This is a genomic window from Duganella sp. Leaf126 (assembly GCF_001423125.1).
In the GTDB taxonomy this organism is placed as follows: domain Bacteria; phylum Pseudomonadota; class Gammaproteobacteria; order Burkholderiales; family Burkholderiaceae_D; genus Rugamonas.
Window position 1 is genome coordinate 371,448 of the sequence record NZ_LMNW01000001.1, and the last position, 13,163, is coordinate 384,610.

A 13,163-nucleotide genomic window follows, 5' to 3' on the forward strand; every position below is an offset into this window, starting at 1 on the left:
GTGAATTCTTTTTAAAAAGAGAGAGTTATAATCAACCTAATTTTAAAGGATTAGCTGGCTGATGCGTCCATACTTTATACAAATGCGTTCAAACCACGGTGCTTCGACCGATTCCGTACCCCGGAATTCCCGCCGAAGTGTCTTTTTGTGGGCAAAAATATAAGCTGGGAGCTCAGTCGCAGAAAGTTTGAGGTGCAATATGCTGGATCGTGAAGGGTTTCGGCCCAACGTCGGCATCATCCTGCTCAACGCCCAGAACGAGGTGTGGTGGGGCAAGCGGGTGCGCGAGCACTCATGGCAATTTCCCCAAGGTGGTATCAAGTACGGAGAGACGCCTGAGCAGGCGATGTATCGGGAGCTGGAAGAGGAAATCGGTTTGCGGGCCGAGCACGTCAAGATCGTCGGGCGCACGCGCGACTGGTTGCGTTACGAAGTGCCCGACCACTTTATCAAGCGCGAAATTCGCGGCCATTATCGGGGGCAAAAGCAGATCTGGTTTTTGTTGCGCATGTGCGCGCGCGACAACGACGTCAACCTGCGCCTGACCGACCACCCGGAATTCGACGCCTGGCGCTGGCACGAGTATTGGGTGCCGCTCGACGTGGTAATCGAGTTCAAGCGCGATGTCTACCAGCGCGCCTTGCAGGAGCTGTCACGCTTCCTGACCTGGCCGGCCAACGGCCACGACCGTCGTCACGGTTCGCGCTACCTGCGCCAGCCGCGCGCGGGCGCCGGCAGCACGGGTGCCGAGGTCGAACGCCGCGGGCAAGTGGCGCCCCCGGTCGCCGACCCGTCGGCGATCGTCGTGCCGCCCACGGCCATCAAGACCGGCAGCTGAGGCCAGGTCGCGCCGCGCTACCCGTTCCGGCACATCCACGCCGGGGCGGGTACAATCACTGCCATGTTCAATCCTTCTTCCGACGATGTCCGCCGCTTCTTTTGCGAAGTGTTCCGCAAGCAGCGCGCCAACGAGATCCTGACCCCGATCGAGGCCATGGCCGCCGACTGGGTGCGCCACCATCCCGAGTACCACGACACCCTTGCCGACGTCGAGTCGGCGCTGGGCCGCAACTATGCGGTGGACGGCGCGCAGGTCAATCCCTTCCTCCACCTGTCGATGCACCTGTCGATCGACGAGCAGATCTCGATCGACCAGCCGCCCGGCATCCGCGACGCCGCCACCGCCCTCACCCTCAAGCTCGACGACGCCCACGCGGCCCAGCACGAAATCATGGAGTGCCTGGGAGAGATGATCTGGACTGCCCAGCGCAACGGCACACCGCCCGACGGCCACGCCTACGTGGAGGCGGTCCGGCGCCGCATCCGCTAACTTCGCGGCACAAAATTCGCGGCACAAAAAAAGGCCACGCATCGCGTGGCCTTTTGCTTGCTGCCTGTTGTTTTACTTGACCACCGGCGCTTCCAGCGCTGCCACCGGCACCACGGCCGGTGCCGGCTGGGCATTGCCGGTTTCATCGAGCGTGAACGCTTTCAGGCCCAGCACCGAGCTGCTGTACTGGCGGATCTTGTTGGCCAGCACCGGGTCGCCGTTCAGCTTGTGACCATACGAGGGCACCATGGCCTTCATCTTGGCATCCCATTCCGGCGTCGCCAGCTTGGCCTTGAACGCGGTCTGCAACACCTTGATCATGATCGGTGGCGCAGTCGAAGCGCCTGGCGAAGCGCCGAGCAGGGCCACAATGCTGCCATCGGCCGAGCCGACCACTTCGGTGCCGAACTGCAGCACGCCGCCCTTGCCTGGCAAGTCCTTGACGATCTGCACGCGCTGGCCGGCGTTCTGCAGGGTCCAGTCTTCCATTTTCGCTTCCGGCAGGTACTCGCGCAGCGTGGCCAGGCGGTCTTCCGGCGAGTTCATCACTTGCTGGATCAGGTACTTGGTCAGCGGAATATTTTCCCAGCCAGCTTCCAGCATCGGACGCACGTTGCCGGTGCCGATCGAGGCCGGCAGGTCGATCCACGAACCGTTTTTCAGGAACTTGGTCGAGAACGTTGCGAACGGTCCGAACAGCAGGGCTTTCTTGCCGTCGATGATGCGGGTGTCCAGGTGCGGCACCGACATCGGCGGCGAACCGACCGAGGCTTTGCCGTACACCTTGGCCGCGTGTTTTTCCACCAGCGCCGGGTTGGTGGTCACCAGCCACTGGCCGCCGACCGGTACGCCGCCGTAGCCCTTGGCTTCCGGGATGCCCGATTTTTCCAGCAGCGGCAGCGAACCGCCGCCGGCGCCCACGAACACGAACTTGGCGCGCACGGTCTTGACGACGTTGGTGTCGAGATTCTTGACGGTGACGTTCCAGTTGCCGTCGCTGCCGCGCTTGATGTCTTCGACCTGGCTGCGCAGGTTGACGGTGGCGCCGTGCGTGTCGGTCAGGTGCTTGACCAGCGCGCGGGTCAGCGTGCCGTAGTTGACGTCGGTACCGATCTCCATGCGGGTGGCGGCAATCTTTTGCGACGGGTCGCGGCCGGTCATCACCAGCGGCGCCCATTCGGCGATCTTGGCCGGGTCTTCCGAGTACAGCATGCCCTTGAACAGGTTTTCCTTTTGCAGCGCAGCATAACGCTTGCGCAGGAAATTGATGTTGTCATCGCCCCAGACGAAGGCCATGTGCGGCACATTGTTGATGAAGGTGGTCGGCGCGCCGAGGTAGCCGTGCTTGACCTGGTAGGCCCAGAACTGCTTCGACACTTCGAACTGTTCGTTGATGTCGACCGCCTTCTTGGTTTCGATATGGCCATCGGCCGCTTCCGGCGTGTAGTTCAGTTCGGCGAAAGCCGAGTGACCGGTGCCGGCATTGTTCATCGAGTCCGAGCTTTCCACCGCCACCTTGTCCATGCGCTCGTAAAACGCCATGGTCAGCGTCGGGTCGAGTTCCTTGAGCATGGTGCCCAGGGTGGCGCTCATGGTGCCGGCGCCGATCAGCAGCACGTCGACCGGTTTGTCGTCGGTCGGGGCCGGCGATTTGCTGCATGCGGCCAGGATCAGGCACGACATCAGGATGAGAATTGATTTACGCATAGTTGACTCCGTCAGGGTGATCGGCAATGGACCAGGCAACCGTTTATCGCCTGCGACGACAAAAGGGCATGCGACGTCACGCAGGAGGCGGTCTGCCACCCGGTCGCAGCGGATGAGGGGGAACGGCTGCCGGAGCTGGCGCGCAAGGCTGCGCGCATGTCCATGATTAATTCAGGGAGTCGATTCTATCAGTGCGCCCCGGGGCGCAAAATGGGGATAACACTTACGCAGAGGCATCAAAACTACGTAGCCCGCTCAGCGGTGCACCACCAGCGCGCCAGGCAAGCTGTGCAGGTAAGCAGCGAGGTCCTTGATGTCCTGCTTGCTCAGCGGCTTGACCTGGCCGGTCATGATGGCGTTGTTGCGGCCATAGGCGCCATTGCCGCGCTGGTAGGCGGTCAGCGCATGTTCGAGGTAGTCGCGGTGCTGTCCCGCCAGCTTGGGATAGCTGGGGTCGAGCGGCGTGTTGTAATCCTTGCCGTGGCAGGTGAAGCAGTTGTACTTGTCGGCCAGCGCCTTGCCGTTGGCCACATTGCCGGCGGCCTGGACAGGCATCGACAGCGACAGTGCGCCGGCAGCGATGGCGGCAGCGAACAGGTGCAGAGGGTTCAGCCGTTTCATTTCACGCTCCCGGACTTGGTTTGCTGCGCATAGAAGGCGGCGACGTCGGCGATATCCTGGTCCGACAGGCTGGCGGCAATGCCGTTCATGCTCGGATGCTTGCGGTCGCCTTTCTTGTAGGCGTGCAGCGCGCTCTCGATGTATTTCGCGCCCTGGCCGCCGATCATCGGCACTTGATAGACTTCGGGAAAAGTGGCCTTGTAGCCGGGAATGCCATGACAACCGATGCACATCTCGATCTTCGCTTTGGCGGCCTGGGCGTTGCCGACGATCTCGGCCGCGCTGCTGGCCTGGATAAACATGGGGGTCACGCCGAGCAGAACTAGAAGTGCTGTGATTTTTTTCATGGTCTTTGCCAGGTGGGTAATCGACGCAGGGACTGCGTACTTACTGCCGAAAGCGAAACTTGATTTTTGCACTACCAGTGCAGCGATTCTAACCTAACAAATTTGACAAAGCTACACACTATCATCGCTGGAAACAACACCGGCAGTCGCCTCTTTTGCAGTGCAGCGTGGGGCATGTGCGCCCCTTCTCCTCTATACTGGTCGCCATCGTCCACACGCCCGAGACCCACGCATGCAAGCCACGCCCCGCTTTGAAGGTTCCGACCAGTATGTCGCCACCGCCGACCTGAAACTGGCCGTCAATGCCGCCCTCACCTTGCAGCGTCCGCTGCTGATCAAGGGCGAACCCGGCACCGGCAAAACCATGCTGGCCGAGGAAGTCGCAGCGGCGCTGAATATGCCGCTGATGCAGTGGCACATCAAGTCCACCACCAAGGCCCAGCAGGGCCTGTACGAATACGACGCCGTCTCGCGCCTGCGCGATTCACAACTCGGCGACGAGCGCGTGCGCGACATCCAGAACTACATCGTCAAGGGCGTGCTGTGGCAGGCGTTCACGGCGCCGGCGCCGGTGGTGCTGCTGATCGACGAGATCGACAAGGCCGACATCGAGTTTCCGAACGACCTGCTGCGCGAACTCGACCGCATGGAGTTCTATGTCTACGAAACGCGCGAAATGGTGCGCGCCGTGCACCGGCCGCTGGTCATCATCACGTCCAACAACGAGAAGGAACTGCCGGACGCCTTTTTGCGCCGCTGCTTTTTCCACTACATCCAGTTCCCCGACCGCGAGACCATGGCGCGCATCGTCGAAGTGCACTATCCGCACCTGAAGCGCGAGCTGCTGGCCCAGGCCCTGCAGACCTTTTACACCGTGCGCGAGGTGCCGGGCCTGAAGAAAAAACCGTCCACCTCCGAGTTCCTCGACTGGCTCAAGCTGCTGATGGCCGAAGACATCGGTCCCGAGGCGCTGCACGGCACCGACCAGGGGACCGGCGTGCCGCCGCTGCACGGCGCCCTGCTGAAAAACGAGCAGGACGTGCACCTGTTTGCGCGCCTGGTGCAGATGGCCCGGGCCAACCGTTGATGAAACCGGTCGCTCCCGTCACGCTGGCACTGCACGGCATCCGTCTGGAGCCGCTGGCGCCGCACCACGCCAAAGGGCTGCGCGCGGCCGCCAGCGACGGCCAGCTGTGGACCTTGCGCGTGACGTCCGTGCCCGCACCGCACGAGGTCGACGGCTACATCTTCAAGGCCTACGAGATGCGCGGCAGCCGCCTGGCGTTCGCGGTGGTCGATGCCGTCACCGGCACCGTGCTCGGCTCGACCAGCTACCACGACATCGTACCGGCCATCGGCCGCCTCGAAATCGGCTACACCTGGTACGCCGCCAGCCGCCAGCGCACGCATGTCAACACCACCTGCAAGCTGCTGCTCCTGACGCATGCCTTCGACACGCTGGGTGCGGCGCTGGTGGGCTTGCGCACCGACATCTTCAACCACGCCTCGCAGGCGGCCATCGAACGGCTGGGCGCCAAAAAGGATGGCGTGCTGCGCCACCATGCCATGCGCCGCGACGGCACCGTGCGCGACACCGTCATGTACAGCATCAGCGCCGGCGAGTGGCCCGAGATCAAGGCCCAGCTGCAGTACCGGCTGGCGCGCCACGGCGGGAGCTGAGATGCTGATCGATTTCTTCTTTACCCTCAAGGACGCCAAAATACCGGTGTCGATCAAGGAATTCCTGACGCTGCTCGAAGCGCTGCAAAAGAACGTGATCGCCATGTCGCTCGACGACTTTTACTACCTGGCGCGCCTCACGCTGGTCAAGGACGAAGCCCATTACGACAAGTTCGACCGCGCCTTCGGCCTGTACTTCAAGGGCATCGCCGCCAGCTTCGACGAGAACAGCCAGATCCCGCTCGACTGGCTGCTGCAACGGATGAAGCGCGAACTGACCGACGCGCAACGGGCGCAGCTCGAGAAATTCGGCTACGACAAGCTGATGGACCGCCTGGCCGAACTGCTCAAGGAACAGAAGGAGCGCCACGAAGGCGGCAGCAAGTGGATCGGCACCGGCGGCACCTCGCCGTTCGGCCACGGCGGCACCAATCCCGAGGGCATCCGCATCGGCGGCAAAGGCGGCAACCGCACGGCGGTCAAGGTGTGGGACGCGCGCACGTTCCGCGACTACGACGGCGACCGCGAAATCGGCACCCGCAACATCAAGGTGGCGCTGCGCCGGCTGCGCAAGTTCGCCCGCGAAGGCGCCCACGAGGAGCTGGCGCTCGACGCCACCATCCACGCCACCGCCAGCAATGCCGGCTTCCTCGATCTGAAGATGCAGCCCGAGCGCCGCAACAATATCAAGGTGCTGATGCTGTTCGACGTCGGCGGCTCGATGGACGACCATATCGAGCGCACCGAGGAACTGTTTGCCGCCGCGCGCACCGAGTTCAAGCACATGGACTTCTATTACTTCCACAACTGCGTGTACGATTTTGTGTGGAAGAACAACCGCCGCCGCCAGTCCGAGCGCTTTGCCACCTGGGACATCCTGCGCAAATACCCGGCCGACACCAAGCTCATTTTCGTCGGCGACGCCACCATGAGTCCCTACGAAGTGCTGCACCCGGGCGGCTCGGTCGAGTACCACAACCGCGAAGCGGGCAGCGAATGGCTGACGCGCTTTACCCATGCCTTTCCCAAGTTCGCATGGCTCAACCCTGAACCGGAAGGCCTGTGGCAGTATCGGCAGTCGATCGCCATCATCGGCCAGCTGATGGGCAACCGCATGTACCCGCTCACGCTCGACGGGCTGGAACGGGCCATGCGCGCGCTGAGCAAATAAAGGGGACCACGTAAAACCTACTGCGCGACCCGCTACGGTTTTTCGAGGTCCCCTGAAGGGACGGCTACGCCGGCAGTTGCAATCGATAGCCGACCGCCGTCTCGGTCAGCAGGAACTTCGGCTGGGTCGGGTCGGCTTCGAGCTTGTGGCGCAAGTGGCCCATGTAGATGCGCAAATAATGGCCGTTTTCCGACTGCGACGGCCCCCATACGGCGCGCAGCAGTTGCGGGTTGGTCATCACCCGGCCCGCATTGGCCACCAGTACCGCCAGCAGCCGGTACTCGGTCGGCGTCAGGTGGACGTGTTCACCGCCGCGCGTCACGCGCCGGTTCTGCAGATCGACGGTCACGTCGCCAAAGCCGATCAGTCCTTCCTTGCTGGCGGCCGGCTGGCGCTGGCGGCGCAGCGTGGCGCGCACGCGCGCCAGCAGCTCGCCCACACCGAACGGCTTGGACAGATAATCGTCGGCGCCGGCATCGAGCGCGCGGATCTTGTCGGCCTCGTTGACGCGCGCCGACAGCACGATCACCGGCACCGTCGACCACTTGCGCAGGTCGGTCACGAAGTCGATGCCGTCGCCGTCGGGCAGCCCCAGGTCGAGCACGATCAGGTCCGGCTTGCGGGTGCCGGCGTCGATCAGGCCGCGCTGCAGCGTGGCCGATTCGAACACCTGCCAGCCCTCCTCCTCCAGCGCGGCGCGCACGAAGCGGCGGATCTGCGGTTCGTCTTCCACCAGCAAGGCGGTGGGTGTGGTGAGATGATCGGTCATGCGCGCTCCTGATTCTGGTCCTGCTCCTGCTCCAGCTCGGGCATGGCCGGCGGTGTGCCCAGCGGCAGGGACAACATGAACGCCGCGCCACCGAGCGGCGCGGCATGGGCGGTGGCGACGATGCGCCCGCCGTGCGCTTCGACGATGGCGCGGCAGATCGCCAGCCCCAGGCCTACGCCAGGCTTGGCGGACTCGCGCTCGCCACGCGTGAATTTCTCGAAGATCGCTTCCTCGCGCCCCGGCGGCAGTCCGGGACCGTCATCGGCCACGGTGATGTTGATCCACTGGCCGTGCAGCGCGGCGCCGATCTCGATGGTAGAGCCGGGCGGCGTGTACTTGGCGGCGTTTTCCACCAGGTTGGCCAGCACCCGCTCGATCAGCACGGCGTCGTAGCGCAGCAGCGGCAGGCCGGCCGGCAGCGCCGTGCGCACCGTGTGGGCGGTCAGCTGCGAACCGCTGGCGCGCAGGGCGCTGCCCACGACTTCTTCGAGCGGCTGCCATTGCAGGTTGAATTTCACTTCCCCGCTCTGGATGCGCGCCATGTCGAGCAGATTGGCCACCATTGCGCTCATGCGCAGCGCCTCGTCGTGCAGCGCCGTGGCCACCTCGCGCTGGGCCTCGGGCAATGGCGGCCTGGCGCCGGCCAGCGATTCGGACAGCCCCACCAGCGACGTCAGCGGCGTGCGCACATCATGCGACAGGGCCGCCAGCAGCGAATTGCGCAGCCGCTCGGACTCCATGTTGACCAGCGCATTCTGCGCCACCTCGATGTAATGGACGCGCTCGAGGGCGATGGCGGCCAGCGCGGCAAAGGTATCGAGCTGCTGGCGCTGTTCCGGGATCAGGAGCCAGCGCTGGCGCGGCGGCGCAATCGCCAGCACGCCGCGGGTGCGCATCGGCGCCACCAGCGGCAGGTAAAACAGCGCGCTGGCCGGCAGCGTGTCGGTGCCCAGGCCCGCGCTCTCGGCATTGTCGAACGCCCACTGGGCGATGCCGATATCGAGCTGCACGCCGGCCGGCGGGGCCAGCAACCGGCCGCCATCGTCGGGCAGCAGCAGCGTGGCGCGCGCGCGAAAAGCGCTTTCGATGAACTGGCGGGTGGTATCGAAGATCTGTTCGGTCTGCAGGGCGCCCGACAGCTCGCGGGCAAACTCGTACAGCGAACGCGAACGCTTTTCGCGCTGCGCCGCCACCCGCGCCTGGAAGCGCAGGCCCGAGGTCAGGTGGCCGGTGATCACGCCCACGGCCAGCATCACGATGAAGGTGATCACGTACTGGAAATCGGAGACGGCAAAGTCGAAGCGCGGCGTGACGAAGAAAAAGTCGAAGCAGGCCACGCTCACGCAGGTCGCTACCACCGATGGGCCGCGGCCGTAGCGCACGGCCGTCAGCAGCACGCCGAGCAGGAACAGCATGGCGATATTGGCCAGGTCCAGCCACTGCAACAACGGCATGGCCGCCAGCGCGATCGCGAAACCGACCACCACCGCGACCCCGTAACCGGCGGCGCGGCGCTGGTGCCAGGGCAGGTCGAGGTTGTCGATATCGCTGTCGGCGGCGCCGTAGCCGCTGCCCTCGCCCTCCTCGCCGGCGCCGCGCACTGCCGGGCCCCCGGTGCTGGCCGCGCCGATTTCGACCAGGTCCAGGTCCGGCGCATAGCGCGCCAGCCGCTTGCTGTGCGGCGTGCGCCACGGCCAGCCGCCGTGGCTGCGGCCGAACACCAGCTTGGACAGGTTGTGGCTGCGCGCATATTCGACGGCAGTGAGCGCCACGTCGCGCCCCGGCACCACGGCGGTGGTCGCGCCCAGGTCTGCCGCCAGCTTGAGCGTGCGCAGGATCTGCTCGCGCCGCGCGGCCGGCAGCCGCTGCAGCGCCGGCGTCTCGACATAGATTGCATGCCAGCCGGTGCCCAGCTGGCCGGCCAGGCGCGCCGTGCTGCGCACCGTGTGTTCGGCGCCCGGGTTCGGGCCCACGCAGGCCAGCAGCGCGGCGCCGGTTTTCCAGATGTCGGCGATCGACTGCTCGACCCGGTAGGCGCGCACGTCGTCCTCGATACGGTCGGCGGTGCGGCGCAGCGCCAGCTCGCGCAGCGCGATCAGGTTCCCCTTGCGGAAAAAGTTCTTCGAGGCGCGTTCGGCCTGCTGCGCCTGGTACACCTTGCCGCTTTTCAGGCGCGCCAGCAGTTCGTCGGCAGGCAGATCGACCAGCACCACCTCGTCGGCCTGGTCGAACACGGTATCGGGCACGGTTTCGCCGACGCGGATGCCGGTAATGCCGCCCACCACATCGTTCAGGCTTTCCAGGTGCTGGACATTGACCGTGGTGAGGACATCGATGCCGGCGTCGCGCAACTCCTCGACATCCTGCCAGCGCTTGGGATGGCGCGAGCCGGGCGCGTTCGAGTGCGCCAGTTCGTCCATCAGGATCAGCGGCGGATGACGCGCGAGCGCGGCGTCGAGGTCGAATTCGGACAGCGTGCGGCCGCGGTGCGCGACCGCGCGCGGCGGCAGCACGTCCAGTCCGGCCAGCATGGCGGCGGTCTCGCTGCGGCCGTGGGTTTCCACCACGCCGACCAGCACCTGCCGGCCTTCGAGCTGCAGCTTGCGCGCAGCGGCCAGCATCGCGTACGTCTTGCCCACCCCGGCCGAGGCGCCGAAATAGATGCGCAGCTTGCCGCGCGCGGCGCGCCGCTCCCTGGCCTGGACTTGCGCCAGCAAGGCATCGGGATCGGGGCGCTGGCTATCGTGGGGGATGGACATGCGGCGATTCTACCTGACAGGGTTACTCAACGGCCAGTCTGGTCGAGCGCCAGGTTCAGTGCCAGCACGTTCACGCGCGGCTCGCCGAAAAAGCCCAGGTACTGTGGCCGCGTGTTCTGCTCGATCAGCGCCAGCACCTGGTTGGTGTTGAACTGACGGGCCGCTGCCACGCGGGCAGCCTGGTAGCGCGCCGCGGCCGGGCTGATGTCGGGATCGAGACCGCTGGCCGACGCCGTCACCAGGTCCACCGGGATCGCCGCAGTGTTGCCGGGATCGGCAGCCTTGAGGGCGTCGATGCGCCCCTTGACGGCATCGATCAGCGCCGGATTGGTGGGGCCGAAGTTGGTGCCGGACGAACCGGCGCCGTTGGCCGGCATCGGGCTGGTGCCGGACAGGCGGCCCCAGAAATACTTGGGTGCGCTGAACGACTGGCCGATCAGCGACGAGCCGACGGTTTTGCCGTCCACCGTCACCAGGCTGCCGGCCGCCTGGGCGGGGAACACGGTGGCGGCGACGCCGGAGACGGCCAGCGGATACAGCACGCCGCAGATCACGGTCAGGGCGCCGAAAATCACGAGCGCGGGACGAAGGGAGGATGTCATGGGAACTCCGATGAGGTAAGTTTGAGCCGGGGTGGCGATGGTCAGACCAGGTGCAGCGCCGCGAGCACCATGTCGATCAGCTTGATGCCGACGAACGGCAGCACGATCCCGCCCAGGCCGTACAGCAGCAGGTTACGGCGCAGCAGCGCCACCGCGCCGATGGCGCGGTACTTGACGCCCTTGAGCGCGAGCGGGATCAGCACCACGATGATCAGGGCATTGAAGATCACGGCCGACATGATGGCCGACGACGGACTGGCCAGCTGCATCACGTCGAGCGCCTTCAGTTGCGGGTAGGTGCCCACGAAGGCGGCCGGGATAATGGCAAAATACTTGGCGATGTCGTTCGAGATCGAGAACGTGGTCAGCGCACCGCGCGTCATCAGCATCTGCTTGCCGATTTCGACGATTTCGAGCAGCTTGGTCGGATTCGAATCGAGGTCCACCATGTTGCCCGCTTCCTTGGCCGCCTGCGTTCCCGAGTTCATCGCCACCGCCACGTCGGCCTGGGCCAGCGCCGGGGCGTCGTTGGTGCCGTCGCCGGTCATCGCCACCAGGCGGCCTTCGCCCTGGTATTGGCGGATCAGTTTCAGCTTGTCTTCCGGCGTCGCTTCGGCCAGGAAGTCGTCCACGCCCGCTTCGGCTGCAATCGCGGCGGCGGTCAGCTGGTTGTCGCCGGTGATCATCACGGTCTTGATGCCCATGCGGCGCAGTTCGCCGAAGCGCTCCTTGATGCCGCCCTTGACGATGTCCTTCAGTTCGACCACGCCCATCACGCGGCCGCTGTCGGTCACCACCAGCGGCGTGCTGCCCCGGCGCGAAATGTCATCGACGGCGCGGCCCACTTCCGCCGGGTACGGCTGGCCCAGCGATTCGACGTAGCGGCGCACGCTGTCGGCGGCGCCCTTGCGCACCGCGCGCGCCCCGGCGCCGGTGCCGATATCGGCGCCGCTCATGCGGGTTTGCGCGGTGAACGGCACGAACACGGCGCTCAGCGACGCCATCTCGCGTTCGCGGATATTGAACTTCTGCTTGGCCAGCACCACGATGCTGCGCCCTTCCGGGGTTTCGTCGGCCAGCGACGCCAGTTGCGCCACGTCGGCCAGCTGCTGCTCGGTCACGCCGGGCGCCGGCACGAAGCTGGCGGCCTGGCGGTTGCCGAGCGTGATGGTGCCGGTCTTGTCGAGCATGAGCACATCGACGTCGCCGGCCGCCTCCACGGCGCGCCCCGACGTGGCGATCACGTTGGCCTGCATCATGCGGCTCATGCCGGCCACGCCGATGGCCGACAGCAGGCCGCCGATGGTGGTCGGGATCAGGCACACCAGCAGCGCGATCAGCACGGTGATGGTGACCGGCGTGCCCGCTTGCGCGGCCTGTACCGAGAACAGCGAGAACGGCAGCAGCGTGATGGTCACGATCAGGAACACGATGGTCAGCGCGACGAGCAGGATGGTCAGCGCGATCTCGTTCGGGGTTTTCTGGCGCTTGGCGCCCTCCACCATCGAGATCATGCGGTCGAGGAAGGTCTCGCCCGGGTTGACGGTGACCTTGACCACCAGCCAGTCCGACAGCACGCGGGTGCCGCCGGTGACGGACGAAAAGTCGCCGCCCGACTCGCGGATCACGGGCGCCGATTCGCCGGTGATCGCGCTTTCGTCGACCGAGGCCACGCCTTCGATCACTTCGCCGTCGATCGGGATCACGTCGCCCGCTTCGACCAGGATGTAATTGCCCTTGCGCAGGTCGGTGGCCGGCTGCGGCAGCCAGGTGGTGCCGAACTTGGGCGTGGCCAGCTTCTTGGCGCTGACGGTCTGCTTGAGGTTGCGCAGCGAAGCCGCCTGCGCCTTGCTGCGGCCTTCGGCCAGCGCTTCGGCGAAGTTCGCGAACAGCACCGTGAACCACAGCCAGACGGCGATCGCCAGGATGAAGCCGGCCGGCGCCTCGCCCTGGCCGAACAGCGCCTGCAGGTACAGCAAGGTCGTGATGATGCTGCCGACATAGACGACAAACATCACGGGGCTGCGCAGCTGGGTGGCCGGGTTCAGTTTGCGGAACGCGTCGGCAATCGCCGGCAGCAGCAGTTCGCTGTCGAACAGGCCCAGCTTCTTGGGCGCCGGTGTGGCGCCGTTGGTAAACAGCGTCATTTCTTTTTGAGTCGTTGACATGATGGGATC

The 13,163-nt window shown here is 65.4% G+C and carries 12 protein-coding genes; 5 read left to right on the forward strand and 7 right to left on the reverse strand.

Annotated features, from left to right (window positions below):
* Positions 1-199 precede the first annotated feature (199 nt).
* Together ASF61_RS01525 and ASF61_RS01530 are read left to right on the forward strand one after the other, a co-directional pair.
* Positions 200-838: an RNA pyrophosphohydrolase gene (locus ASF61_RS01525; protein ID WP_056150441.1), complete on the forward strand. Its 639-nt coding sequence runs from the start codon at positions 200-202 to the stop codon at positions 836-838.
* A 63-nt stretch (positions 839-901) separates the two neighbouring features.
* Positions 902-1,330 (forward strand): DUF1841 family protein, encoded by a 429-nt coding sequence (locus tag ASF61_RS01530; protein ID WP_056150443.1) that lies wholly within the window; start codon positions 902-904, stop codon positions 1,328-1,330.
* A 72-nt stretch (positions 1,331-1,402) separates the two neighbouring features.
* On the opposite strand, the gene mqo is transcribed toward ASF61_RS01530, so the two are convergent.
* From mqo to ASF61_RS01545, 3 genes are all read right to left on the reverse strand, one after another.
* Positions 1,403-3,037, reverse strand: coding sequence for a malate dehydrogenase (quinone) (gene mqo / locus ASF61_RS01535; protein WP_082491151.1), 1,635 nt, complete (start codon positions 3,035-3,037; stop codon positions 1,403-1,405).
* Between the two features lie 255 nt (positions 3,038-3,292).
* Positions 3,293-3,592 carry a cytochrome c gene (locus ASF61_RS01540; RefSeq protein ID WP_373994520.1) on the reverse strand — a complete coding sequence of 100 codons (300 nt, stop codon included), beginning with the start codon at positions 3,590-3,592 and terminating at the stop codon, positions 3,293-3,295.
* 62 nt (positions 3,593-3,654) lie between these two features.
* Positions 3,655-4,005 carry a cytochrome c gene (locus ASF61_RS01545; protein WP_056150448.1) on the reverse strand — a complete coding sequence of 117 codons (351 nt, stop codon included), beginning with the start codon at positions 4,003-4,005 and terminating at the stop codon, positions 3,655-3,657.
* 232 nt (positions 4,006-4,237) lie between these two features.
* Here ASF61_RS01545 and ASF61_RS01550 point away from each other — a divergent pair, with 232 nt between their 5' ends.
* Genes ASF61_RS01550 through ASF61_RS01560 form a run of 3 tightly spaced genes read left to right on the forward strand, consistent with a single transcriptional unit; the run spans position 4,238 to position 6,856 of the window.
* Entirely contained in the window at positions 4,238-5,092 is an 855-nt protein-coding gene (locus tag ASF61_RS01550) for a MoxR family ATPase (RefSeq protein ID WP_056150450.1), read from the forward strand.
* Positions 5,092-5,685 carry a GNAT family N-acetyltransferase gene (locus ASF61_RS01555; protein WP_056150452.1) on the forward strand — a complete coding sequence of 198 codons (594 nt, stop codon included), beginning with the start codon at positions 5,092-5,094 and terminating at the stop codon, positions 5,683-5,685. The genes ASF61_RS01550 and ASF61_RS01555 overlap by 1 nt, the downstream gene beginning before the upstream one ends.
* A gap of 1 nt (position 5,686) precedes the next feature.
* On the forward strand, positions 5,687-6,856 hold the full coding sequence (locus ASF61_RS01560) for a VWA domain-containing protein (RefSeq protein ID WP_056150454.1): 1,170 nt from the start codon (positions 5,687-5,689) through the stop codon (positions 6,854-6,856).
* A 64-nt stretch (positions 6,857-6,920) separates the two neighbouring features.
* On the opposite strand, the gene kdpE is transcribed toward ASF61_RS01560, so the two are convergent.
* The 4 genes from kdpE to kdpB are packed head-to-tail and all read right to left on the reverse strand — an operon-like array spanning position 6,921 to position 13,133.
* Complete coding sequence (gene kdpE / locus ASF61_RS01565; RefSeq protein WP_056150456.1) at positions 6,921-7,625, reverse strand: two-component system response regulator KdpE; 705 nt, start codon at positions 7,623-7,625, stop codon at positions 6,921-6,923.
* A complete protein-coding gene (gene kdpD / locus ASF61_RS01570; protein WP_056150458.1) occupies positions 7,622-10,384 on the reverse strand; it encodes a two-component system sensor histidine kinase KdpD in 2,763 nt (920 codons plus the stop codon). The genes kdpE and kdpD overlap by 4 nt, the downstream gene beginning before the upstream one ends.
* A 26-nt stretch (positions 10,385-10,410) precedes the next feature.
* Positions 10,411-10,986: a potassium-transporting ATPase subunit KdpC gene (kdpC, locus tag ASF61_RS01575; protein ID WP_056150459.1), complete on the reverse strand. Its 576-nt coding sequence runs from the start codon at positions 10,984-10,986 to the stop codon at positions 10,411-10,413.
* Between the two features lie 41 nt (positions 10,987-11,027).
* On the reverse strand, positions 11,028-13,133 hold the full coding sequence (gene kdpB, locus ASF61_RS01580; protein WP_056150462.1) for a potassium-transporting ATPase subunit KdpB: 2,106 nt from the start codon (positions 13,131-13,133) through the stop codon (positions 11,028-11,030).
* Between the last annotated feature and the right edge of the window lie 30 nt (positions 13,134-13,163).